Annotated in this window: 19 protein-coding genes and 1 riboswitch; of the genes, 6 read left to right on the top strand and 13 right to left on the bottom strand. The window is 55.8% G+C overall.

Annotation, left to right across the window (positions count from 1 at the left end; translation table 11 throughout):
• Nucleotides 1-4: 4 nt before the first annotated feature.
• A riboswitch (FMN riboswitch) is annotated at nt 5-142 on the bottom strand.
• Nucleotides 143-179: 37 nt separating this feature from the next.
• Together J2S62_RS07755 and glnA are read right to left on the bottom strand one after the other, a co-directional pair.
• Nucleotides 180-983, bottom strand: coding sequence for a spermidine synthase (locus J2S62_RS07755; RefSeq protein ID WP_310173303.1), 804 nt, complete (start codon nt 981-983; stop codon nt 180-182).
• A 130-nt stretch (nt 984-1,113) separates the two neighbouring features.
• Nucleotides 1,114-2,541, bottom strand: a complete 1,428-nt coding sequence (glnA, locus tag J2S62_RS07750; RefSeq protein WP_310173301.1) for a type I glutamate--ammonia ligase — start codon at nt 2,539-2,541, stop codon at nt 1,114-1,116.
• Nucleotides 2,542-2,699: 158 nt separating this feature from the next.
• Between glnA and J2S62_RS07745 the strand changes: the two genes are divergently transcribed.
• On the top strand, nt 2,700-3,110 hold the full coding sequence (locus J2S62_RS07745) for an RDD family protein (RefSeq protein ID WP_310173299.1): 411 nt from the start codon (nt 2,700-2,702) through the stop codon (nt 3,108-3,110).
• Between the two features lie 43 nt (nt 3,111-3,153).
• Here the strand turns inward: J2S62_RS07745 and J2S62_RS07740 are convergent, their stop codons facing one another.
• Entirely contained in the window at nt 3,154-3,957 is an 804-nt protein-coding gene (locus J2S62_RS07740) for a DUF4191 domain-containing protein (RefSeq protein WP_310173297.1), read from the bottom strand.
• A gap of 95 nt (nt 3,958-4,052) precedes the next feature.
• Between J2S62_RS07740 and J2S62_RS07735 the strand changes: the two genes are divergently transcribed.
• The gene (locus tag J2S62_RS07735; protein WP_310173295.1) at nt 4,053-5,570 is read left to right on the top strand and encodes a serine/threonine-protein kinase; all 1,518 of its coding nucleotides are present in this window, start codon (nt 4,053-4,055) and stop codon (nt 5,568-5,570) included.
• Nucleotides 5,571-5,639: 69 nt separating this feature from the next.
• On the opposite strand, the gene J2S62_RS07730 is transcribed toward J2S62_RS07735, so the two are convergent.
• The 4 genes from J2S62_RS07730 to J2S62_RS07715 all read right to left on the bottom strand — a co-directional run bounded on the left by J2S62_RS07730 (nt 5,640) and on the right by J2S62_RS07715 (nt 11,142).
• A complete protein-coding gene (locus J2S62_RS07730) occupies nt 5,640-5,999 on the bottom strand; it encodes a hypothetical protein (RefSeq protein ID WP_310173294.1) in 360 nt (119 codons plus the stop codon).
• A gap of 19 nt (nt 6,000-6,018) precedes the next feature.
• The gene (sucB, locus tag J2S62_RS07725; protein ID WP_310173292.1) at nt 6,019-7,860 is read right to left on the bottom strand and encodes a 2-oxoglutarate dehydrogenase, E2 component, dihydrolipoamide succinyltransferase; all 1,842 of its coding nucleotides are present in this window, start codon (nt 7,858-7,860) and stop codon (nt 6,019-6,021) included.
• Nucleotides 7,861-7,941: 81 nt separating this feature from the next.
• The gene (gene lpdA, locus J2S62_RS07720) at nt 7,942-9,315 is read right to left on the bottom strand and encodes a dihydrolipoyl dehydrogenase (RefSeq protein WP_310173290.1); all 1,374 of its coding nucleotides are present in this window, start codon (nt 9,313-9,315) and stop codon (nt 7,942-7,944) included.
• Nucleotides 9,316-9,588: 273 nt separating this feature from the next.
• A complete protein-coding gene (locus J2S62_RS07715; protein WP_310173287.1) occupies nt 9,589-11,142 on the bottom strand; it encodes a leucyl aminopeptidase in 1,554 nt (517 codons plus the stop codon).
• A gap of 158 nt (nt 11,143-11,300) precedes the next feature.
• On the opposite strand from J2S62_RS07715, the gene J2S62_RS07710 reads away from it, so the two are divergent.
• The 3 genes from J2S62_RS07710 (at nt 11,301) to J2S62_RS07700 (ending at nt 15,458) form a co-directional block, all read left to right on the top strand.
• The gene (locus J2S62_RS07710; RefSeq protein WP_310173285.1) at nt 11,301-12,437 is read left to right on the top strand and encodes a PAC2 family protein; all 1,137 of its coding nucleotides are present in this window, start codon (nt 11,301-11,303) and stop codon (nt 12,435-12,437) included.
• Between the two features lie 98 nt (nt 12,438-12,535).
• Nucleotides 12,536-13,873 carry a DUF4192 family protein gene (locus tag J2S62_RS07705; protein WP_310173283.1) on the top strand — a complete coding sequence of 446 codons (1,338 nt, stop codon included), beginning with the start codon at nt 12,536-12,538 and terminating at the stop codon, nt 13,871-13,873.
• A 286-nt stretch (nt 13,874-14,159) separates the two neighbouring features.
• The gene (locus J2S62_RS07700; RefSeq protein ID WP_310173281.1) at nt 14,160-15,458 is read left to right on the top strand and encodes an RNA polymerase sigma factor; all 1,299 of its coding nucleotides are present in this window, start codon (nt 14,160-14,162) and stop codon (nt 15,456-15,458) included.
• 166 nt (nt 15,459-15,624) lie between these two features.
• On the opposite strand, the gene J2S62_RS07695 is transcribed toward J2S62_RS07700, so the two are convergent.
• Nucleotides 15,625-15,846, bottom strand: coding sequence for a DUF7455 domain-containing protein (locus J2S62_RS07695; protein WP_310173279.1), 222 nt, complete (start codon nt 15,844-15,846; stop codon nt 15,625-15,627).
• 423 nt (nt 15,847-16,269) lie between these two features.
• On the opposite strand from J2S62_RS07695, the gene J2S62_RS07690 reads away from it, so the two are divergent.
• Nucleotides 16,270-18,375 carry a DNA gyrase/topoisomerase IV subunit B gene (locus J2S62_RS07690; RefSeq protein WP_310173277.1) on the top strand — a complete coding sequence of 702 codons (2,106 nt, stop codon included), beginning with the start codon at nt 16,270-16,272 and terminating at the stop codon, nt 18,373-18,375.
• On the opposite strand, the gene J2S62_RS07685 is transcribed toward J2S62_RS07690, so the two are convergent.
• The 5 genes from J2S62_RS07685 to J2S62_RS07665 all read right to left on the bottom strand — a co-directional run bounded on the left by J2S62_RS07685 (nt 18,372) and on the right by J2S62_RS07665 (nt 24,749).
• Entirely contained in the window at nt 18,372-19,391 is a 1,020-nt protein-coding gene (locus J2S62_RS07685) for an NAD-dependent epimerase/dehydratase family protein (protein WP_310173275.1), read from the bottom strand. The genes J2S62_RS07690 and J2S62_RS07685 overlap by 4 nt on opposite strands.
• Complete coding sequence (locus J2S62_RS07680; RefSeq protein ID WP_310173272.1) at nt 19,388-22,183, bottom strand: alpha/beta fold hydrolase; 2,796 nt, start codon at nt 22,181-22,183, stop codon at nt 19,388-19,390. Before J2S62_RS07680 ends, J2S62_RS07685 begins: the two co-directional genes overlap by 4 nt.
• Nucleotides 22,184-22,190: 7 nt before the next feature.
• On the bottom strand, nt 22,191-23,213 hold the full coding sequence (locus J2S62_RS07675) for a 3-oxoacyl-ACP synthase III (RefSeq protein ID WP_310173269.1): 1,023 nt from the start codon (nt 23,211-23,213) through the stop codon (nt 22,191-22,193).
• 181 nt (nt 23,214-23,394) lie between these two features.
• The gene (locus tag J2S62_RS07670) at nt 23,395-24,246 is read right to left on the bottom strand and encodes a M56 family metallopeptidase (RefSeq protein WP_310173267.1); all 852 of its coding nucleotides are present in this window, start codon (nt 24,244-24,246) and stop codon (nt 23,395-23,397) included.
• Nucleotides 24,247-24,377: 131 nt separating this feature from the next.
• Nucleotides 24,378-24,749: a BlaI/MecI/CopY family transcriptional regulator gene (locus tag J2S62_RS07665; protein WP_407649927.1), complete on the bottom strand. Its 372-nt coding sequence runs from the start codon at nt 24,747-24,749 to the stop codon at nt 24,378-24,380.
• Nucleotides 24,750-24,980 lie beyond the last annotated feature (231 nt).

Here is a 24,980-nt window from a genome sequence, read left to right as displayed (position 1 = left end):
TCGCAGCGCGTTCCTCTCATCCGGACTAAAGCAATGTTGCTTATCACCGTCGGTACCAGAATTGCACTGGTTCAGCCCCGCGGGTGCGGGGGTCGCGGACTTTCACCGCCGGTTCGGATTCTCACCGACCCCGGAACACAACGACTACTGTACACAATGTTCGTCACATTGTGGAGTGTTCAGGTCATCTCTTCGTCATCCGCATATATCTGCGTCAGCGTTGCCGTCTGCCCGGGCGTCAATACGGTGGCTGGGAAGGGTCCTGCGGCTGCCAATCGGGAACGCAGGGTGGTGACCTCATCGTGGCCCCTCGGTAATCCCGGTCCTGCCGCGAGCACTGCATTGCCAGCAAGTTTGCGGTCCAACGTGGAAGCATCAGCGAGCGTCCAGACGCCATTTAGCTCCCTGGTGGTAGTCACCTGGTGGAGCACTTGTGCTTGTCGGCGGAAGAACTCGAGCCCTTCCTCATCGCCGATATTTACTAACAAGACGCCTTGTGCAGATAATCGCATCAAGACGTCTTGGTAGAACCCAGGGTCGCATAAGTGGGTGGCGGTGTCCGGGCCGGTGAAGATATCCACGACGATCGCCTCAAAGCCCTTGTCATCCAGCTCGTGCAGTTTGGCTCGAGCATCTCCGATGACGATGCGCAAATCTGTGTCTGGATCAGGGGGCAGTTCTGAGGCGACAAGTTCCATCAGTTCTGCATCGAGTTCAATGACAGTTTGCTCGGAACCAGGTCGAGTCGCTTGCACGTACCGCGCCAAGGTGAGCGCACCCGCTCCCAGATGCAGGATTCGTATCGGTTGCGAGGGCGGCCAACACGTGTCTAAGACATTGCCGATACGGCGCAGGTATTCGAATCTGATCAACCGGGGGGCGTGCACATCGACGTGGGATTGAATATCACCGTCGACCTCCAACACCCAGCCGTCATCAAATTCAGCAGGGACGATTCGTACCCGTTCCGTTGGTGTATTCATCAGTTCTCGCGTACCTTTCGGTTCTCTGGAAACCGTGACCCAGCAGTCGTTGAAAAGCTTGAGCCCCGCCCAGATGCGCTGACGCAGCTCGTGGGCGGGGCTCAAGGTGCTCTAGTATCAGGTGATGTTCCTAGACGCTGTAGTAGAGTTCAAACTCTTTGGGCGAAACCATGGCTTCCATCGGGGCGATTTCGGTTTCGCGTTTGAGGTCGATCCAGGTTTGGATGATGTCTTCAGTAAAGACATCTCCGGCTAACAGGAAGTCATGGTCCTCTTCGAGGGCATCGATGGCTTCTGCAAGGGTGCGCGGTGCTTGCTGAATACCAGCTGCTTCTTCTGGCGGAAGTTCGTAGAGGTCTTTATCGATCGGTTCGGCTGGCTCGATGCGATTTCGGATCCCATCAAGGCCGGCCATCAACTGGGCTGCAAACCCCAGGTATGGGTTCCCGGAAGGGTCTGGCGCACGGAATTCCAGACGTTTGGCTTTCGGATTCGAACCGGTGACGGGGATACGTACAGCAGCCGACCGGTTGCCCTGGGAGTAGAGCATGTTGACTGGGGCCTCAAACCCTTTGACCAGGCGCTTATATGAGTTCACCGTGGGGTTGGTAAATGCCAAGACCGCCGAAGCGTGTTTGAGTAATCCACCAATGTACCAGCGAGCCGTATCAGACAGGTTCGCGTAGCCGCGTTCATCGTAGAACAGCGGTTCACCGTCCATCCACAACGACTGGTGACAGTGCATGCCTGAGCCGCCATCACCAAACACAGGTTTGGGCATGAAGGTGGCTGATTTGCCGGCTTGCTCTGCGGCACCTTTGACGACGTATTTGAATAACTGCACATCATCGGCGGCACGCACCAAGGTATTGAATTTGTAGTTAATTTCACCTTGGCCGCCGGCTCCTACTTCGTGGTGGGAGCGCTCCACTTCTAACCCCACTTGGTCAAGCAGCAGGGAAATATCGTCGCGCAGGTCGGCATGTTTATCGACGGGCGGGACAGGGAAGTAACCCTTCATGGTGCGGTTGCGGTGGCCTAGGTTGCCACCTTCGATCTCAGTGGCATCGTTCCAGAACGCCTCATCTGAGTCCAGCGCAAAAAACGCTCGATGGGGGAGATGCGTTTCGAACCGTACGTCATCAAAAATATAGAACTCAGCCTCAGCAGCGAAGATCGCGGTGTCAGCGATACCTGTGGAAGCAACGTAGTCTTCAGCTCGCTGAGCTACGGACCGCGGGTCACGAACATAGGCTTCACCCGTGCGCGGCGACAAGATGGAAAAGGACATGCACAGGGTCTTATGTTTACGGAACGGGTCGATGAAGGCAGTGCCCACATCCGGGATCAATTGCAGATCTGAGTCGGCGATGCCGGCGAAACCAGGAATCGATGAGCCGTCAAAAAGTTGCCCAGTGGTGAAGAAGTCTTGGTCTACCGATTTGGCAGGGACATTGAAGTGGTGCTGGCCCCCGAGCAGATCGGTGAACCTGATATCAACAAAAACCACATCTTCGTCCTGAATATAAGATAAAACTTCTTCGGGCGAGGTGAACATTGTCACTCCATTCATTGCGTACAAGTTGGTACAAGCGTATCGAGTTTGCCCAACACACAGAAGTGCTCAGCCGCCAATTCGCGGGAATGGGGTCTAACCCACACTCGAGGCGGTGACTAATACTCATCTCTTGCGACAAAGCATCTAAGCTAGAGACGATGAGCTACGCACAGAATCCTTCACGAGAACCACGGTGGGCCGGCGAATTTCTCGGCTTACCGGAGTCCGGGCCAGCCTCAGCGGCCTCATATCCACGCCGTATCGGTGCGATTTTTATCGACTGGTTTGTTGCCTCGGGAATTGCGATGATCATAGAACCCGGCAACTCGTGGTGGGTCTTGGTGGTCTTTATTGGCATGCACTTCGCACTGTTATGGCTGTTTGGCACGACGCTGGGTAAGCGAGTATTTAAAATCCAAGTGGTTCAGGTCGGTGGCGCGACCATCAAGCTGTATCAAGCAGCGATTCGTGCGGTACTGCTTGGGCTGGTGATTCCTGTACTGGTGATCGATCGGGACGGTCGCGGTTTACATGACAAACTGGCCGGCACCGTACAGATTCATATGTGAATTGCACAGTACCGGCCAGTAGAGACCTATTGGATGGTGTGGGCTACCGTCCGCGCATAGCTTTGCGATCTGGACGCATCCGGTTGGGGTCGATACCTTTTGGAATACCCAGGTTATTGACCGGTAGCGAAGAGATACGCTGTTCTACCGCACGCACTTCGTGGCGGTTGAGGGTCTTCTTCATTCGTTTAATCGTGGGCTTTACTTCGTGCAATTCCACTTCATTAGGGCCGTGACCCACCTGCAGCACCCGAATCTCCACATTCGGCAGGAAACGCTCTAGGTGTTTGCGCTGCTTTTCGGCCAGTCGCTTGGCACGGTTGTAATCGCCGTCGGCCACCAGCACTACACCGGCTTTACCAACTGCCCGAAAGACGGTTTCTTGGGTTCGCGGGTTGACTGCGATCGGTTCATCTTCCACGATCCAGCCTCGACCAAGCTGAGATAAGGCAGCACCTGCTGCGCCTGGGCGGCCCTCGATCTGAGCGAACGCTGCTTTCTCGGCCTTCTTATTCATGATGATGATGGCCGCAAGCAGCCCAAGTGGTATGAACATAAGCGTCCACAGCACCGGTGAGCCTGTTAGCAGGCCGATGACAAGCCCAACAACAAGAGCCGCGACGAAGGCGCCGATCATCCACCACAGTACGGACGGATCGTACTTGCGAGTCATTTTGAAGACGTCGCCTATTTGTTTGAAAAAGCCGCGCTTATTCGCTTTCTTGGCTTTTTTCCGGTCTTTAGCCTCAATTTTCTCCGCTTTGCGACGAGCTTTTTGCTCAGCCTTAACGGTCTTGAGGTCTTTTTTCGACGCTTTTGATGCGCCAGAAGATTTTAGTTCAGCCATGATGAAACCTATTCTAGCCCTAACCCTGTGGATAACTTAATCGTACCTGTGCGCTTTCGGGCATCATAGAGCATACCCGTACGAGGAGAGAAACGGTGAATTACCCTCAAGCGCATCCAGCGGTATCGCTCAGTACTCGCATCGTCCCGGAACTTGTTCCTCCGGAGCTGACCGCGCTTGACCAATGGCGCGTTATACGGCATCTCGGCAGTGGTTCTTCCGCAACAGTCTGGCTTTTGGAGCACACAGTCACCCAACGCGCTGTCGCGTGCAAATTCCCCCGCACTGCCGATGATCACGCCGAGCTTTCGCAGGAAGCTGAGCTTGCTGCTGGTCTAGCACATGAAAACCTTATCCGAGCAGAGCCCACGCAAGCGTATTCAGGGTTATCTTTGGCACAGCAGGCAGGGGCAACGTTTTGGGAATACGTGCCAGCTGGATCATTGGAGTCACTCATTGGTGCCGCCGGTTCCTTGAGTGTCGCTCAAACGGTGACGGTCCTGCTGCCTATGATTCAAACAGCGCAGTATTTGCACGAACGCCAGATTGTCCACGGAGATTTGTCCCCGGCAAATATCCTTTTCGATTTTGACGGACGGCCAGTGCTTATCGATTTAGGAACGGTCAGAGCTACAGCGCATGCTTTCCACGCTGCCGGGACGCCGGGATTCGTCGCGCCGGAAATCCAGGGACCCAACCGCAACGTTGAGGGGTTAGGAGCAGCAGCTGATGTTTACTCACTTGCCGCCCTTGGATGGTTCTGTCTCACCGCTACGATTCCAGGCTCGCAGCAGTCACGCATGCCCTTGAGCACCCTTCGACCTGGGGTAGAACACGAGATTGCCGAGGTTCTGGAAGCGTGTCTGAGCACAGAGCCTATGCTGAGGCCCGCACTCTCGCAGTTGCTAGCCGCTGTGGCACGTTGGGCTGATCCTGAACCAGTGGATTTGTTCGCTGCGGTCGGCGAGGACTATGCGCTATTTCTTCCCACTAGGAAAGCACGCGATACACGGCGCTCGCGCAGCCGCCGCTCGGGCCGTGATCGTGGGAGGTTGCCACGAGGGCCGGCTTGGTTTGCGGCTCAGCCCAATCAAGATGGCGTCACGCGGGCCATGCTGCGCCGTCGCAGAGTAGCGCTTGTGGCCAGTGCGTGCTCCTTGGTTGCTGGAGTGCTTGTGACCATGCACTTTGTCGATCGGGACGAGTCGCATATGCCCGTAATTGAAGAGCATGCGGTGCCGGAAGATTTTCAAAAAGTTGTCGATGAGTTGGCCAAAGCACGAACCCAGGCCTGGGCTACGGCTGATCCTAACCAAGTGGTTGTCTACGCTGCTGAAGAGTCAGAAGTCTTTAACCAGGATGTGGCGGTGCTGGCTGAGTTAGAAGCATCGAGCACCACGCTTGACGGGATACGCATGCGAGCGGTGGTGGAAGAAGTTGAGCCCACCGCACAGGGCGCCTCAGTGACGGTGACCTGGCGAACGGATGGGTATGTTCAGCGCGATAAATCGTCTGAGATCGTTAGCACCACTGATGCGCGAACAGAGGAATTGACGCTTCACCTAGTAGAAACGCCCACTGGGTGGGCACTGAGTACCGTGGAAGCTGACTGAGGTGGGTATCGCAATACACAAAGGCCGCAGAGAACATCAGTTCTCTGCGGCCTTGGTATGGTCGGCTGGTTAGAAACGCCAGAGCGTTGCCACCAGAGCAGCGATGACACCGGTGCCACCGGTTGCATGCGCCAGACCAGTGGAAATCTCTTCACCTCGGTTAATCTTGCGACGACCGAGTAGCGCAGTCACAAAAACCATCAACCCCAGGATGAGTTTGATGCTGAGTTTGATGCGCTGAGCTGGGTCTTCGATTCCGCTCATCTCGGCGAGACCGAATAGCACGAGCCCAGAGATGATCATGAAGATGGCGCCGTACCACTGTGATTTGGTGACCGTGGGGTTTTTAAAGTTGGCTAGCCAACCTCCCACGATGGCGGCCATCGCCAAGATGTGAATGGCGATGAAGATGGGGTAGACAATGTCCATAGGTTTAGTGCAGGTCCTTTCAGAGGCCTAGCTGGCCACCGAATTCGCCAGCTTCAAGACGGTTCTTCAGCTGGGTCATGAAACGTCCGGCGTCGGCGCCGTCGACGATGCGGTGATCGTAGGTGAGGGAGAGGTACATCATGTGCCGGATCGCGATAACATCGTTGCCTTCCGCGTCGGTGATAACCATTGGACGCTTGACGATGTTTCCAGGACCCAGGATAGCGACCTGAGGCTGGTTGATAACTGGGGTGTCAAACAGCGCGCCGAACGAGCCCAAGTTTGTGATGGAGAAGGTACCCCCGGACAGCTCATCGGGCTTGACCTGGTTATCACGAGTCCGCAGCGCTAAATCAGAAATGGCATTTGCAATTCCCGTGAGGTTCAGGTTGCCCGCCCCCTTGATAACTGGGACCAGCAAGCCACGTTCGGTATCTACAGCGATGCCAATGTCTTCTGAGTCGTGGTAGGTGATCTCTTTGGACTCGGCATCATATTGGGCGTTGAGCGCAGGGTGAGCCCGCAGCGCCTCGGTTGCTGCTTGCGTAATGAAAGCCAAGAACGTGAGGTTGACACCGTTTTCCGCCTTGAAGCGTTCCTTCACTTGGTTACGCAGTTGTACGATGCGGGTCATGTCAATTTCGTGGACTTGCGTCAGCTGGGCTGACGTGTCCAAGGATTCGACCATGCGATCTGCAATGACCTGACGGATCCGCGAAGCTTTCTCGGTGGTGCCGCGCTTGGACGGATCGATTGACGATGATGGATCTTTTGGAGCCGGGCGCGCAGCGGTTTGAGCAGTCGCTGCTGGGGCAGCGGCTTGGCTCTGCTGTTCATCACGAGTTTCGTATTCTTTTGCTGCGGCTGCAGCGAGGACGTCTTGTTTGCGGATGCGTCCGCCGACGCCAGTCCCGGTAACTTCTGCCAGATCTACGCCTTGTTCACGAGCGAGACGACGAACTAGCGGGGTAACGTAACCGTCACCGCGTGGCGTCTCGTCGGGGGATGAGGGCGACTCTTCAGCAGCTGGCTTGGACTCGGGTTTTGGTGCAGGAGTTGGCTCAGGTGTCGACTCTGGTTCAGGCTCCGGCTCGGATGCTGAAGTTGATTCGGAGTCTTGCTGTTGAGATGCTTCTTCTTGAGGTGCATCGTCTTGAGCTTTTTCTTCCTGCGGTTCTGAATCTTGCGCAGGTTCAGATTCTGATGGCGCGCTGTCGGAGGAACCGATGAGGGCAAGGACTTCGCCGACTTCAATATCTTCGTCTTCTTGGACTTTGATTTCCAACAGGGTGCCCGCTACCGGTGATGGAATTTCAGTGTCGACCTTATCGGTAGAGATCTCTACGATCGGTTCATCGACTTCAACTTCGTCGCCAACTTCTTTCAGCCAGCGGGTGATGGTGCCTTCGGTGACGGATTCACCAAGTTCTGGCAACTTCACTTCTTCAGCATCTCCCGATGCAGCAGGTGCTTCTTTTGCGGGCTCTTCTTCAGCAGTTTCTTGCTGTGCTGGCTCATCTTGTTCAGAAGTGTCTTCAGCTGGTTCTTCTTCAGCAGTATCCTCTTCAGCGGGAGCTTCTTCGTCGGCTGAGTCGTCTGCAGGCTGGTCGGATGCAGACTCATCGGCATCGCCGACAACGGCTAAAGCCTCGCCAACTTCAATGTCTTCGTCTTCCTGGACCAGGATTTCCAGTAGGGTCCCGGCGACAGGGGAGGGGATCTCAGTGTCGACCTTGTCGGTTGAGATTTCCACAATCGGTTCGTCGACCTCGATGGTGTCGCCGACTTCTTTGAGCCAACGGGTTACGGTACCTTCAGTAACCGATTCGCCCAGTTCTGGCAGAGTAATGGTTTCAGACATGCCGTCCGGTTTCCTCTCTATTCCTCTTCGAATGCTCACACGTTCGGTGCTTGATGCGTTGGTGGCAAGCCACCAGGTGGACTAGGCGTGCAACGGGAACCCGTTGAGCATCATTGCTGCTTCACCCAGCGACTCGTTTTGCGTTGGGTGAGCATGGATGAAGTGGGCGACGTCCTCTGGGTATGCTTCCCAGTTGACGATCAGCTGTGCTTCACCAATTTGTTCCGAGATACGATCGCCGATTCCGTGGACTCCGACAATTGGTCCATGTTTCTGACGAACCAACTTGATGAGACCGCCGGTGCCGATAATCGATGATTTACCATTCCCGGCCAGGTTGTACTCGACCGTTTCGACGTTGTCTTTCCCGAATTCTTCTTGAGCGGCTGGCTCTGTCATTCCCACGGAGATAATTTCTGGGGTTGTGAACGTCACTCCGGGAATATTGCGATCTTCGACCTTGAGCGGATTGTTGCCCATAATCTCTTCGATCACGAAGTTACCGTGTTGGTAGCCACGGTGTGCCAACTGCTTGCCTTTGACGATGTCACCAATGGCATAGATATTGCCCACGCCGGTGTGCAGGCGATCATCGACGGCGACGTGGGCGCCGTCCATGGAGACACCGACATCCTCATAACCCATATTTTCAGTATTGGGTTTGCGACCGGTGGCGACAAGGCAAATTTCTGCTTCGAATTCCTTGCCATCAGCGAGGGTGACTTTGACGCCATTGTCGGTTTCTTCAACGTTTTCGAAGAAGACGCCGAGATTTGATTTGATCCCGGCCTTGCGGAAGTTCCGAGTCAGTTGCTTGACGATCGTTGGATCCTCGTTGGGTACCAGCGAATCGAGGCCCTCGATGATGGTGACCTCCACGCCGAATGAGTTCCACGCCGAGGCGAACTCGGAACCAATGACCCCGCCGCCAAGCACAATGGCTGATTTTGGTGTGTAGTCGAGTTCGAGGGCTTCGGTAGAAGTGAGCACGCGGTCGGAAATGGTCAAACCCATGGTGTTGGAAACGGAACCCGAGGCGAGGATGATGTGTTTTCCGGTGTAGACGGTGCCATCCACATCGATCTGATTCTCGGAAACTAACCGACCGTTACCAGCAATGGTGGTGACTTTGCGCATTTTCAATAGGCCTTGCAGACCTTTGAATTTACCGTCGACAATATTGTCTTTGTATTTCCGAACGGCCGCCATGTCGACGCTATCGAACGAGGCTTTTACGCCGAATTTCTCAGAGTCTTTAGCCGCGTTAGCAACTTCAGCTGCGTGTAAGTAGGCCTTGGTTGGAATACAACCCCAGTGGAGGCAAGTGCCACCAACCTTGTCTCGTTCAATGAGACCAACGGTTAGTCCATGGTGTACGGCGCGCAGGGCCGCACCATAACCGGCGGATCCACCGCCGAGAATTAGTACGTCGAATTCTGTAGCGGTTTCAGTCACGATTGATGCTCCTCATCTGTGCGGAGGTTCGCCCCGCATTGTCCTCGTCTGTGGTTTCCAACCATGCGTCCGGTTTCTGCTCAATCTGGAGTTACCAGGGCAGTTTGGACACTTCTACTTAACCTTATAGGCTCGCTGACCCCTTGATCCATAACCTGTACCACGTTAACTTTTGTCAGCCGACTGAAGCTAGAAAACCCGCAGTGACGTATGGCATCAATCTGCGTCGGGACCGCTTTGAGCTAACGGTCCCGACGCAGTAATTAGGTGCTGTTATTGTGCTCGATTGGTGACAAATTCCACGAGCGTGCGAACCATGGTTCCGGTTGCGTCTTTCGGGGTGTAACCTCTCGGCGAGGAATCATTGAAGGACGGTCCCGCAATATCCAGATGTGCCCATGGCGTCTCTCCGACGAAGTCGCGTAAGAACGCTGCTGCGCCCTGCATTCCACCGTACCGTTCGCCGGTGTTTTTCATATCGGCAACGTTAGAGTCGAAACCTGCACGAGCTTCTTCTGGAATCGGCACCTCGACCACCGTCTCACCGGTGGTGGCTGCAGCTTGGGATAGCTCGGCTCGCACTTGCTGTGCGCCCATGAGGCCGGTGGTGCGGTTTCCAAGAGCTACCATCGCTGCGCCGGTCAATGTGGCGATATCAACCACCACGTCAGGGTTTTCCTCAGTGGCAGCCACGAGGGCGTCAGCTAAGACCAGACGGCCTTCGGCATCAGTGTTCATGACCTCGACGGTGGTGCCACCCCGAATGGTGAGGATATCGGATGGTTTGATTCCGGTACCCGAAGGCATGTTCTCCGCCATCGCTAGCCAGCCGGTGACCTTAATATCGAGGCCCAGCTCCGCCACGGCATGGACTACGGCACCGACAGTCGCGGCGCCGGCCATATCCGATTTCATGGTTTCCATCGACCCGGCAGGTTTGAGCGAAATGCCACCGGTATCAAACGTAATTCCCTTGCCAACCAGAGAAACGTGACCCTTGGCGTTGGCTGGGGCGTATTCCAGTTTGACTAACCGTGGGGGATTAGCTGAGCCTTGACCGACACCCAGGTGCCCACCGAAGCCGCCTTCCGCTAAGGCGGCTTCATCGTAAATGGTGACGTTGATTTTCGAGTGGTCGACTAGCGCTTCGATCTCGTCAGCGAAGGTCGCGGGATAGAGGTGAGAAGGTGCCGTATTGACTAGATCGCGTGCAATGAATGTCGCACGAGCAACGATTCCGGCGCGTTCAACCAGCGCATCGGCGTCGGCCACCGAAGCAAGAATCTGCAGCTCGGTCGTTGACGAAGCGTCCGTCTCCTCATCGTTCGAAGATTTGTAGCCCGCAAATGAGTACGTGCCAAGCGTGGCACCCTCGGCAATCGCTGTGACGCGCGCGGCGCTATCAGCTGGTAATGCGATAGTGATCGGGGAGTGGCCGGTGAGTTTCGCGGTGGCTGCGCCAGCGGCACGACGGAGGGCTTCAGCAGACAAGGTGCCGGGAGCGGAGTTATCAAGCTGCGGTGTACCCTGTGGTGGAGTTTCCGTGGACCCCAACCCAGTGAGCACCACGACCTTGGCCTCAAAATCGGTTGCCGAGCCAGCGACCTTCGCTACTTCGTCAAGTTTCCCTTTAAAGCCCAGTGCTTCGAGCTGCTCTTGCAACCCTGCGACAGTGTTTTCATCGAGGCCTGGAGCCACGATGACGGGGCCATCATCGGTGGACTGCACCCCGACCACGAGCGCGTCGGTCGAGTCAAGGGTATCGATCGCGGTCAGTTGAGCGGTAAAATCCGCAATGAAATCTGTGGCGGCGGCGTTTTGGGCCACGTAATCACGTCCTTTTGATAACGGAATAACAATGGATGGTCACTCCATCATAACGAGGCAGCCCCGAAACGGTGACGGAATAAGCGGTGGATCCACTACGTTGTGCTCAATAGCGTCTAATGTTGGAAGACACCATCCCGAAACAGTGAGGAATTTGCATGCTTGATCCGATTGATCTCATCCGATTGTCGTCTTCAGCTAAAGAACTCCTCTCTGGAACACAAGCTCGTGATGCATCGGACGAGGAAGGCCCCGCATTACATGGCCTAGACCTCCTGGTCGTGTTTTCGGGCTACTTGGACGCCGGCAACGTATCTACTCAGCTAGAAAATGTCTTATTGGAGCGTTTGGATCATCAACGGATCGCCACGTTCGACACGGACCAGTTGCTTGACTATCGGGCCCGGCGACCGCACTTGCGCTTCGATGGCGAGCAATTCTTCGACTACGAAGCTCCGGAATTAGAGTTACACCTGCTCAAAGATCAGATGCAGAAACCCTTCCTCATGCTTAGTGGGCCAGAGCCGGATTATCAGTGGGATCGCTTCGTCGCCGCCGTCATGCTCCTGGTAGAACAACTCGAAGTCAACCTCGTCACCTTTGTCGATGCGATCCCATTGCCAGTTCCTCACACCCGCCCTCTCGGTGTGACAACACACGGGAACGCACAGGAACTTCTCGAAGGGTTAGCCACCTGGGCTCCAGAAGGCCGGATCGCCGCCGGTGCGGCGCAGCTTCTTGAATTACGTGCTGCTGAGGCAAGACACAAAGTGAGCGGATACACCCTTCATGTGCCCCATTATCTAGCGGACGCCACATATCCCCAAGCTGCTGTAGCGGCCCTGGAGTATGTCGGAGCCGCAATGGACTTGATGCTGCCCAGTGAAGAACTGCGTGAATCGGGTCGGGAAGTGGAGCGACAGATCGCCGCACAGGTGCAAAACCGACCAGAAATCTCTGCAATGTTGGAGCGCTTGGAAGAGCGTTTTGATGCCTATGCGCAGGAGCACCAAGCCCGGAGTTTATTGCTCAAACCGAATGAGCAGATGCCAGATGCCGATGAGATTGGTTCAGCGGTCGAGTCTTACTTGAGTGATCATGCCCAACGCGATGATGCTGGCCTAGATGCAGATGATCATTCCGCACTACTGGATAGCGGCCAACTCGAACAAAAACGCCCCTCCACGGACCCCATGCGGCCCTCGCGCTCAGAGGTCGATCCAGAATCGTTAGGCTTTGTTGCCCCAGAGGACGATCCCGATCAGGACGATGAACCAAAGCCCGATGCAGAGTAATTCGCAAGTGGCATCCTTTGTAAATTAGCGGATTTGAGTTTTCCACATTCAGCGCACCTGACCGACTGGAATTGTGACATGTGATTCATGCTGTAGGCATGGATCACTACAAAAACCACCCGGACTATCCTGAATCTCAATCCGATCTTTTTTCAAAACCCACCCCATTATTTGCAGTACCCTCTGAAGCGCCCGGTGCTAACAGACAAGAACCAAACCCCCAAGCCTCACAGCCATTGCAGGTCGACACCTCAGCGGATGTCTTAGCCTATATTGCGTGCACCCTAGGATTTCAGCCGCGCAACTCTATAGCGGTCGTGGCCTTCGCCGACACTCAAATGTCGACCGTCGTCCGGTGCGACCTCCCTGAGAGCCTCCAACACATGGCACGCTGTGATACGCCTGAAAGCGTGACCTATATGGACTTCGGTATGACAGAAGACCAAGAATTAGAGTTCATCAGCATAGGTCGGCAGCTCGGCGAGGTCATGGCGCGGGAGCCCTCCACAACGTCCTGTCTCGTGATCTACATCGCCGACGATGTCACGGTGTCAGACCAACAAGCGCTCGCAGTGATGGGCACGGCCAATTCCGTTATTTCCGCCCAATTCGCGCTCCAGGGCATACCTGTGCAGGAATCATGGTTGATACATCATGAGATGTTGTGGCACCTCCGATGTCCTGAGACCATCGAATGTGTCGTGCAAGGAGAGCCGATTGGTGATCCTCAAGCAACTGAAATTTACCAAGCGCTGGCTCCGCGCGAAGACTCAGACGCAAAGCCGGATAACACGCCTCGACCGCTCGTCTTCCCGCCAACCGCTACGGAACTTACCCAAGAAGAGCCAGATACCCAGGAGCTTCTGCTCCACCGCCCGCAGGTGGTCCTGAATTGGTTGCAGCTATGGGACCAGCGACTCAGCGCAGGACCCGCCATGCTCCACTCGGATCAGGTGGCACAACTGCTGTCAGCGGTTGAGCATCGAGCTATCCGTGATGCGCTAGTGGCGATAGCCTGTTTTGACCTTCCAACCGCGATCAAAGGAATGGTAGGACTTCACACATTCCCTGCACAGCTGGCCGCCATTGCTGAGGTCCATGGCAATCTCTCTGACGGAACGACAGTGCAAGAAGGCCTGAAAGGGCGGTCTCAACGGGCTCCGAACTGGCAGCGTATCGCTGAACTAGAGCGGTTATGTCGTCTGCTGCTGCCACTATCCGATGGGCGGTCGGCAGGTGCGCTTGCCGGAATGTTGGTATGGATCGAGTGGGTTCGCGGTCGCGGCAGTGTCGCCCTCACATATGTTCGACAAGCGCGCAAGCACTTTCCAGCTGATCAATTGCTCGTGATTTTAGAACGACTTCTCGAGCTTGGGACAGTCGCCGAGTGGGCCATTCGCGTAGACTGCGCCTGGAGTCCGCAACACGCCGCATAGGCTTCAGCCTGAAGCCTCTCGAAATCCCTGAGATTGTGGCATAATGTCTTGTTCTAACGGCTGTGTGGAAAACTTTTCCAAAGTTTTTGTCACGATGGGAACAATTCCATCACCTTGCGCGTTATACACACCAGAGACCCTGCATCCATGGATCCTGCGACGGTCAAACGCATCTGGCGTTTGACGGAAACAGTGATTACTTCAACATGGACTTGACAGGGTCATAGGTGTGTTGATCGTGTGTGAGCTTACTACTCATACGGCTGCCAATGAGGAAAGGACCTGAGTGACTACTACTCCAAAAGAGGCGACTGCCAGGAAAACTACTGCGAAGCAGGCCACAGCCGACGGGACTGCAAAGAAGGCAGCCGCTACCGCCAATGGTAAGAAGGCATCTATGGTTTCTGATGATCCAGTGATTGATGAAGAAGATGACATCGTCGTTGAGGAAGACGCACTTGATGATGTTGAAGATGACGTTGTGGCGGTTGACGAGGACGTTGAAGAGCCAGTAGACGAGCCAGAAGACCTGGCCGAAGACGACGAAGTAGCTGAGATCAAAGAAACAGCGGGTCCCGAGAAACCCGACGTGGCATCCGCGATCAGGGCCGGCGGCTTCGTTGTTTCTGAAACCGAAGAAGATGCTCCTCAGCAAAGAGCAGTCAACATCGTTGGTGCCACAGCGGACCCGGTCAAGGACTATCTGAAGCAGATCGGGAAAGTCGCGCTTCTTAATGCCGAAGAAGAAGTAGATCTTGCCACTCGCATTGAAGCCGGACTCTATGCTGAGCACAAAATGCAACAGGACGAGATCACTGATGCGCGGCTACGGCGCGACATGCAACTGATTATCGCTGATGGCCGCCGTGCGAAAAACCACCTGTTGGAAGCCAACCTACGACTCGTGGTATCGCTGGCAAAACGCTACACCGGTCGAGGCATGCTCTTCTTAGACCTCATTCAAGAAGGAAACCTCGGTCTCATCCGTGCAGTCGAAAAATTCGACTACACGAAAGGCTTCAAGTTCTCGACCTATGCCACGTGGTGGATTCGTCAGGCGATCACCCGTGCCATGGCCGATCAGGCTCGCACCATTCGTATTCCGGTGCACATGGTAGAAGTGATCAACAAACTGGCACGTGTGCAGCGTCAGATGTTGCAGGATCTCGGCCGTGAGCCCACTCCTGAAGAGTTGGGTACTGAACTCGATATGACACCTGAAAAGGTCATCGAAGTTCAAAAATATGGACGCGAGCCAATCTCACTGCACACCCCACTGGGTGAAGACGGTGACTCTGAGTTCGGTGACCTCATCGAAGACTCTGAGGCTGTCGTGCCAGCTGATGCGGTGGGCTTCACGTTGCTGCAGGAACAGCTACATTCGGTGCTCGATACTTTGTCAGAACGCGAAGCTGGCGTCGTGGCGATGCGCTTCGGTTTGACTGACGGACAGCCCAAGACATTGGATGAAATCGGCAAAGTGTACGGTGTCACCCGTGAACGTATTCGTCAGATCGAATCAAAGACCATGTCGAAACTTCGCCACCCATCACGCTCGCAGGTGCTGCGCGACTACCTCGAGTAAACCGACAGGATCCGCTGAGGGCAGCGACGCTATAAATGCTTGCTGCTCTCGAAGTTTCTTATAGAGGAACAAAAAAATCCGGGTCGTTTCCCAATATGGGAACGGCCCGGATTTTTTCTTGACGCAAATATGCTGTTATTAAGTCCGAAGCTTCACGTAGCTTCGATTATAAGCTTGTAGAACGTTCTTCCTCGAGACGACTGGTTTCATCCTGCCACATGGCGGCTTGTGGACGAAGGCTCTCTTCAACCTGGCGCGCATGGTGAGCACAGAAGTACAGTTGGCCACCCGATGGTAGTACTGCACGAACGTAAGCTTGGGCTCCGCAACGGTCGCAACGATCGGCGGCGTTGAGGGTAGGTTGCTCAAGACTAGTTGCCGTGGACATTGGGCCTCCTAATTTGTGGTCCAAACTCTGTTAGGTTGGTCCTTCCATCCTGACAGGTTATTTTATTGCTGTGTAGAACAACGCACCGATTATCTGGTTTATGCCCGAAGATGCTGACCTAGCCACCGGCGAACAAAGCGTATGCTCACTATGCAATACGGTCATGCATGCATGACCAAGTGGGTCTATATTGCCAGTTCCTTGAGCTTTCGCAAAGATCTGGTGAACGCCATACGCGAGCGGCGAAAGCTCGCTCCGCCCAATTCGGCTTATAGTTCAAGACAGCTCCAAAAACATCCATCCCAGCGGTCAACCCGTTATTCTTACTAATGACAATTGAAACGTAAACGGCATCTGAACTTCTGCGATTCCGCTCGACAATGCCGTGCCAATCGAACTGCCTCCGAAAGGGACAAACACCACGTGGTCAAAACATCCGAGTACAGCGCACGCAACCTTTCTGTCTTAGAAGGTTTGGAAGCCGTGCGCAAGCGCCCCGGCATGTACGTTGGGTCGACAGACTCTCGCGGGTTAATGCATTGCTTGTGGGAAATTATCGATAACTCGGTGGACGAAGCCTTAGCTGGTTACGGCCAGTCTATTGAGATCACATTGTTTGCTGACGGCTCGGTTGAAGTCGAAGATAACGGTCGTGGTATCCCGGTCGACATCGAACCTCGGACCGGCTTATCTGGTGTCGAAGTAGTGTTCACGAAACTTCACGCCGGTGGTAAGTTCAGCTCCGATTCGTATGCTGCAGCCGGCGGGCTTCACGGTGTAGGGGCTGCCGTCGTCAACGCTTTATCGTCACGGCTTGACGTACAGGTGATCCGAGGCGGAAAAGTCCATCAACTCAGTTTCCAGCGCGGTAAGCCAGGGCATTTTTCAGACCAGGGCAAGCCTCGCCCCGACGCCGAATTTACGCCTCAAGAGACCGGTGCTGAAGTGGCCGTCGTCGGGAAAGCCAAACGGGGACGTACCGGTACCAAAGTGCGGTACTGGGCAGATACCCAGATCTTCACTCCCGAAGCGACTTTTCTGTATGAAGAACTCGAACAACGGGCCCGTCAAACCGCATACTTAATCCCTGGTCTACGTATTGCAGTACGAGATGAACGACGTCTAGCTGGTACCGCCGGCGAGCATGGGACCCACGAAGAGGTCTTCCAATTCGATGGCGGCATTGCTGAATTCGTTGAACACCTATCACAGTTGAACCCGGTTACCGACGTCTGGCGCTTACACGGCGAAGGGAACTTCACCGAGCGGGTCCCGGTATTGGATAGCTCCGGACAGGCTCACATGCAAGATGTCGAGCGAACCTGCGAGGTTGATGTCGCACTGCGGTGGGACGTCGGCTACGACACGAAGATCCGCAGTTTTGTGAACATCATCGCCACGCCCAAAGGTGGATCACATAACACTGGCTTCGAGCAGGCTCTCACACGCGTATTTCGGAAGGCGGTCGAAAGCAACGCCCGGCGCCTCAAAGCAGGGAATACCCGTGTCGAAAAAGATGATATTTTGGCCGGTCTCACCGCTATTGTCACGGTTCGGCTTGCTGAACCACAGTTCGAAGGTCAGACCAAGGAGGTACTTGGGACACCTGCGGCGCGACAGATCGTATCAAAGGTCGTAGCTGATCGACTGAGTGAGATTCTGCAGTCTCGCAAGCGTGCTGAGAAGCAGCAGGTCGATGCCCTGTTGGAAAAAGTCGTGGCCGAAATGAAGTCACGCATCATGGCTCGAACCGCCAAAGAAAATCAGCGACGCAAAACAGCCCTGGAAACTTCATCGTTGCCCGCGAAATTGGCCGACTGCCGCTCCAACGAGGTAGAAAATACCGAGCTATTCATCGTCGAAGGTGATTCGGCGCTGGGCACCGCAAAGCTGGCTCGTTCTTCGGACTACCAAGCATTGCTACCGATTCGGGGCAAGATTCTCAATGTTCAAAAAGCTTCAGTCGGTGAGATGCTCAATAATGCTGAGTCCTCTGCGCTCATTCAAGTAGTCGGAGGCGGCTCGGGACGCAGCTTCGATCTTTCCGAAGCTCGGTACGGCAAAGTGATTTTGATGACCGATGCCGATGTGGACGGTGCCCATATCCGAACCTTGTTGCTCACCTTGTTTTTCCGATACATGCGCCCGATGGTGGAAGCCGGCCGAGTGTATGCCGCCGTCCCACCCTTACATCGTGTGGAAGTTGTGAACCCAGGGTCAAAACCTAACGAGGTCATTTACACGTACTCTGAACAAGAGCTTCACGAAGTATTGGATCGCCTGGCAGCAGAAGGTCGCAAGATCAAAGAGCCGATTCAGCGGTACAAGGGTCTGGGTGAGATGGATGCTGATCAGCTATCCGAAACCACTATGGATCCGCGCTACCGCATGCTACGCCGAGTAAATATCGAAGAGACGGAGAAAGCCGAAGAGATCTTTGAACTCTTGATGGGTCGGCATGTAGCACCCCGGCGAGACTTCATCATCTCTGGCGCTGAAGAGCTCGACCGCGAAGAGATCGACGCCTAGGGGTTGTAGTACTGGCGAGTCAGCTCAAAGCCTTCCGCCAGTGAGATACGAGGTCGCCAACGCAGGACTTCTTGGGTTCTGCGCTGGTCGAACCAATGCGCTGTCGACATCTGCTCTGCCAAGAAGCGAGTAATGGGAGGCTCATCCCCGCGTTGCTCGGCATCCCAGAAGATCTCGATGAGCGAGCCTGCGGCCTTAGCAAGTCCAGAAGGCAAGTTCAGTGTGGGTTCCTGAGCTCCACCAGCGACAGCGATCCTCCGGATCATTTCTCCGATGGGGCGTGGCTGACCGTTCGTCAGGACTAACGCCTCGCCATGGACTCTATCGACAGCATCGAGCCCGGCCACGATGGCCTCGACCGCGTTGATTGAAAACAACGTGTCCACCAGGGCCGTACCGCCATCCAGAAGTGGCAAGCGATTTTGTTTTGCCCGATCGATTATGCGCTCAGTCAGCTGCGTGTCACCCGGCCCCCACATCAGATGGGGCCGCAGGACAAGCACCCGAAAAGCAGGAGAGTCTGCTGCCAGCGCTAGGAGTTCCCCTGCGGCTTTGGTCGCAGCATAGTGACCGCGTGCGGTGGCAGGATCGGCCGGCTGCGCATCAGCACCTATGATGGATGACCCACTATGTGCCACAGAAGGCGAGGAGATGTGCACCCAGCGTTGCACGCCGGCGTCCTGGGCGGCGTTCAGCAGCAGACGGGTGCCTTCCACGTTGACCTGCTCGTATTCAGCCAAGGGCCCTGAGACAGAAACTTTCGCAGCGATATGTATGACGGAGTCGATCCCGCTCACGGCTGCCGCCACAGTGTTTGGGTCAGTGATGGAACCTTGGATTTCGCGAACACCCGATATACCCGAGGGGGAGCGTTGCAGTACGGTTACTGCTGCCCCAGCTGACATAAGGGCGTGTGCGACACCTGAGCCGAGAACTCCGGAGGCACCGGTCACCAGGACCCGGTGGCCGGAATAATCACCGGTGTGGTATTCAGCGATGGTGGGTGAAATTTTCATGCTAGGGCACTCACCTTTTCTCCGGCCAGCACCTGTGCAGCCCACTGCGCCAGGACCGGGCGGTTAATTTTGGAGTTATGGCGGATATCGACTGGAACGTGGTCAGTGACTAGGACTGCGGCGATATCGACATCCGTGGCAGCGCGGACCGCGTCGGTGAGTTCAGTCGGAGCTAAACCGGGTTTGATGTCCGAATCGTGTGGTTCGACCACGGCCACGATAGCTTGGGTGCCTACCGGTCCGACCCCAACGATGGCCACTCGATTGAGTTCTGGGAGTCGTTGGATGTCGTCTTCAGGACCGCCGGGCCCGAGCACACCGGTCGGTGGGGTCACAATGTGGTGGGTACGGCCTTCGATCCACAGCCTGCCCTCGGCATCGAAGTGTCCAATGTCGCCAGTGCGGTGCCATTGCAAACCATCTAACGAGTCGACCCGCGTTTGACGGTTGGTGTTGTAGAGCTTGTCGTAGCCGGCCAGCATATGTGGAGTCGAGATGACGATCTCGGAAAGTTTACCTACAGCAGCCTCGCCTTCTACTAAGTCATCAGAAGCTCGACCATAGAAATCTAGCGGTGCCATGGCGACACGGACCACATCCAGCGGCTTGCCGACGCAAACGCCGCGATCAGGCTGCGTTGCGATGTCGTGTTGCGTATGGTGATCAATATCCGAAATGAGCAGCGATTCGGTCATCCCGTAAGGGGAGTGGAACTCAGCATCGGGGACGAGCTCTAAGACTTCGTCCATGAGGGTGACAGGCACCGGTGCTCCTGCCGAGAGCAACATTGAGACTCGTTGCAAAGCTACCCGTTGGATGCCATTGAGTTCGTGAGCAGTGTCGACGACATTGCGTAAAGCTGCCGGGGACGCAAAAACCATCGTGGCATCCCCGGCAATGGCCGCATCGGCAAGCGCGGTGGCTGTCAGAGTTGCGGGTTTGGTAACCGACATCTTCGGGGTCACCGAGGTGGCACCGATGGCGGGACCCAACAGTGCAAATGGCGCGAATCCAGCTAACAGGCTCGATCCGGGTTTGACCTTGAGAGTCGTTTGCAATCGTTGCGTTAGAGCCGAGAGCTTCTGATGCGTATAGCGTACGCCTTTTGCGGGGCCGGTCGACCCGGAGGTAAATAACACTGCGGCGTCTGCTTGTGGGTCTGGGTCTGGATGAGCCAGGGTCGCGGTGAATCGCTGCCCGGCGTATCGCGTTGCGAACCGATACATGGACCCGGTCAACCCCAGCAGGCGATGTGCCACAGGATCCAGGCTACGCATGCTTATTCGTTTCCCCGGTAGGTTGGCAGCGCGGGCCAACGTGAGTCCAGGGGTTTCGCCGATGATCCATTGCGGGGCCGCAGATTTGATAGCTCTGGTCATGCCTTCCAGGCCTAATCCGGCGTCAGCGACTACTGCTACGCCACCGACCCGAAGCACCGCATAGAGTGCGGCGGTGAGGTCTCGGCCTGGTTCGACCAACATCGAAACTCGGTCGCCGGGGCGCATCCCGGCTTCTCGCAATCCCACAGCCATGGCATTGACGATGGAAGACAGCTGTCGCCAGGAGACTGCGAAGGGGTCCCCGTGGCGATCGGTGACCGTCATATCAACCATGGCTTTCTCGTCAGAGGTGGCCCATTGGTCCAGGAAGTTCCACAACGGAGTGTATTCGCCGACAGCATGGGAGCCGCGGGGTGCAGCCTCAGCGGGCGCAGGTCGGTTGTTTCCCCAGAGTTGTTGCTGAATCCACCCAAAAATTGGCTCTACGATGTCGCGGTCTTCAGCGAGAAGATGTCCGGCGGTGTCATACCGGTGAATATCGACGTGTGAAATTCGCGATAACAGATCATGTTGATATCGATCCACAAAGACGGGGTCTTTAGCCCCCCACAGCAGCAGCGCCGGTGTCTGTGTGGCGGCAAGGTTCTGGGCCACGGAACGAAGCGCTGTTCGTGACCGGTGTCCCCGGGATGCGGGAATGTCTGCCACAAAGCCACCGATGCCGCCGCGTTGGTTCCGGTTTTGGTAGGGCGCCTTGTAGGCGGTTTTTACGGTGTCGGACAATGCGGGCTGTCCCAGCACCAGCGTGGTGTCTAAAAATGCTGAGGTGGCAATTGTCGAACCGGCAAGCAATGGACCGGCAAGGGCCGCTTGCAGCGGAGCCGGGATAGGGTCGTCTTCGTCATGCCAGACGGCGGTATTCAAAGCGATCATGCCGGCAGGCTGCAACCCTGAACCGGCTGATCGTCGTTTGTGGTCTGTAGCCCAGCCGAGCGACACGACCCCACCCCAGTCGTGCCCCAGCGTATAGAGCGGCACATCAGAGTCGGTCAGCAAGGTGGCAAGGAGCGCATCCAGGTCGGCGATACGCTCCTCAAGGGTGCGATACGTGATGGGAGTGAGCCCGACGGTGGGCCACGTTTCGTGGGCCAAGCGTTCAGAAAAGCCCATATCGAGCTGATCCGGCGCTATCACCCGAACAACCGGAGCTCGCCCAGCACCCGGTCCGAGGTCGAGGTTGCCCTGGGCTGCGTCTATGCCTGCTTGAGCGACGCGACGCCACATATAAGACCAGGTGGGGTTGCCGTGGACAGCAACGATAATCGCGTCAACGTCCTCCGCTGGAATCCCAAGCTCGGCCAGTACCGGGCCGTTATCGAGCACGTGAAACTGCCGTGTGCCATCAATAGTGTCGACATCGATCAGTCTCGACCATCGGGAGTCCCACCCCGGCAGCTGTTCAAGGTCAACGATGGACTGTGGAAGATGTGCCGGTTTGGGAGAGATCAGCAAAAGGGGTTCACCACTCTATTTCTAGCATTGCGACATTTAGACCGGATCCGACACCCATGGTCAGGACTCGGTCACCAATATTTAGCGTATCCAATTCTCTGGCTAAGGTAATTGGCAACGCAGCTGGACCAATGTTACCCAGCTGGGGGAATGTTGTCGGGATCTTTTCGCGTGCAATACCGGCCGACTCGATGATCGCATCGGTATGCATCTGAGACACCTGATGCGTGATGTAGCGGTCCATGTTGGCCCAGTCCCAGTCGGCGGGTGTGTCGTTCCAAGCGTCCATCACTAACTCGAGCCCGTTTTCCAATAGCGCTCCGGAATCGGTGTATATCCCTTCACGGCCACCCTGGCACAAGCCGTTGTGCTGAGTCCCAGCACGTGTGACTCCGCGAAGAATTCGGTGGCCTTCAGGGTGACGATCTGCTCGTCCTAGAACTGCTGCAGCCGCTCCAGATCCCAAGGTCAGGGAAGCAAACTGCTCCATGAAGTTGTCGCGCGTGGTGCGGTCCGAGAGCAGGTTTTTAAGGGTTGCCTCTTGCAGGTTTATTGCGTCTTCGCCGGCAACAACGACCGCGTAGTCAATTTGGCCGGCATCAATCAGTGTCGCGGCAAGATCCATGCCGTTGACAAAACCCAGACAGGCATTGGTGATGTCAAAGTTCGTCGCGGAGGGCGACAGTCCCATCATGTCATGGATCCGCACAGAGACGGCCGGTTCCAGTTGTGTGCGGGTCACGGAGGTATTGATGAGCAGCCCCACCGCATCTGGCGTAACGCCAGCTTCGGCCAGTGCTTTGACACCAGCTTGGGCAGCACCGGCAAGGTAATCTTCTGGGGCTTCCCACATCCGACGAGCCTTCACGCCAGCGACTCGTTGCAGAAGGCGTTTTGGCAGTCGCAAACGTTTCAGAACGGCTGCAAGGCGCTCATCGATCATGTCAGAGGTGACTTCGACCGGAGCGGTCACTTCTACCACAGAAAGTAATGCCGCATTGTGATGAATTGAAACCGCGTTAGAACTCACGTTGGCCTGTCCATTTCTGTTTAATTCCGTTCAATATTGGTGTGAGAAAACAGTGCTCGGACACCAATAGATTGACTTGTCATAACTTCTCAGCTTAGCGCGGTTTGATTAGCCACGCGATTCGCATGCCACGTCATCACCTGGCAGCTTAGTTTCGCCGACAGAGAGTTAGTGGTGGGTGTCATATCAGGCTGATCGCAGCTGGCACAGTCACAAGCAGCCCAGCGGTGATTATAACCAGGCCAACTTTACATGAACCCAGAGGCTTTTCTGGGTCGGTTAGTCGCCTGATACGGCGCGAGGCGACTTCGCTGTCAGCTGCAGTGGCACGCTGCGCGTTCGAGGCGGGCTGGTCGCCTGGTTCGTGTGCCGTGAAGGCTAGTGCGGCAGTGAGGTCGTTGCGGTTGTGATCAACTAAGGCGGAGTCATCGGCCATGATTTCGGTGAGTTCGGTGACTTCCTGCACCGCGACTCCCGTAGCAGGGAACCAGGGTGCTGCCTTGTGCCATGCTTCAAACGCCAGGCGCAGCAGATCATGGCGTTGCGTCAGGTGGGCCGACTCGTGTGCCAGCACAGCAGCTAGCTCATCGGGGGTCAGTTCTTCTAACAGACCTTGCGATACGACAGTGAGCGGCTGATTGATAGCGGGCAAGCAGTAGGCCAGGGGGTGTTCGACAGGCAAGATTCGCGTGCCACTCGACACAGCCTGGTTTAGACCGTGCTCTTCTTTTACAGAAGCCGCGAGAATTTCGACGAATTCGCGGTGTTTCTTGCGTTGCCGAAACGTGCGATAGGCAGTGTGAATCAGAACTAGGAAAAGGTGCCCAAAAAGCAGCAGGCCCAACGTGATGCCAGCTAACCCGAATGGGTGCCACCGTGAATCTGTCAGGACAGCGTTGAGCCCTTGTGTAGTAAATACCTGCCAGAGCTCGACCAGCGCGGGAGCAATTCCCGGCCCGAAGGGCTGCAGTCCCCACGTCAGTGGGGCGGTCACCAGAGCAAGCCCACCGCTTATGCCAATAGCTTGCCACAAGACCAGCGCAGCCCCTGGTGCTTTAGAGGGCCATTTCGCGTGCTTGAGCCACAGAGGAACTGGCCATGCGAGCAATATGGCCAGCAGTGCAAGCAGGTACGGGGTCAGAGTAGGCCTCCGGCATCAAGGTGCTAGTCGTTGCGCGAGCTCAGCAAATGCTGCAGGGTGCGAGCATCCGAGGGGTCAATACCGCCGATGAAACGGGCTAACACGGCGCGTTTATCGACCGCGGAGCCGAGCACTTCGTTGAGTAGCTGAGCAGTGTGTTCCTCACGGCTGGTAGCCGCAGAAAACTCGTGGGGGCGGCGTGCATCGTCCTTGAGGACGAAGCCTTTTTTGTGCAATCGTCCCAGTACCGTGAGCACGGTGGTAATTGCTGGTGTGTTGTCCTGGCGTTCCGCCAGGGTGTCGCGCACTTCGTTAGCTGTTTGCGGCTCAGTCGCATCCCAGAGCAAATCCATGATGGCTCGTTCTAGCTCGCCCAATGATGTCCCTTCTTTCATAACCATGACTGTGCGCGGTGTGAGTGAGTGGTGTCGCGAACAGCACTACGTGAGATCTCGTTTGCCAGTATAGCGGGACCATGCCGAGAGTTCTACATTACGTAGATTCAATTCTACGCTGCGTAGACGCATTTCTACATTGCGTAGAATTGCGAGTATTATGGAGCTCGAGGCGCCGATGTCGCCTCTATTGAGTTGTGAATCGTCTAGTCACAGTGTGATCTAGCGCAA

Origin of the sequence: Enteractinococcus fodinae (assembly GCF_031458395.1) — a bacterium.
GTDB lineage: Bacteria > Actinomycetota > Actinomycetes > Actinomycetales > Micrococcaceae > Yaniella > Yaniella fodinae.
Note: the sequence above shows the minus strand (reverse complement) of the source record. Positions and strands in the feature narration are given on the sequence as shown.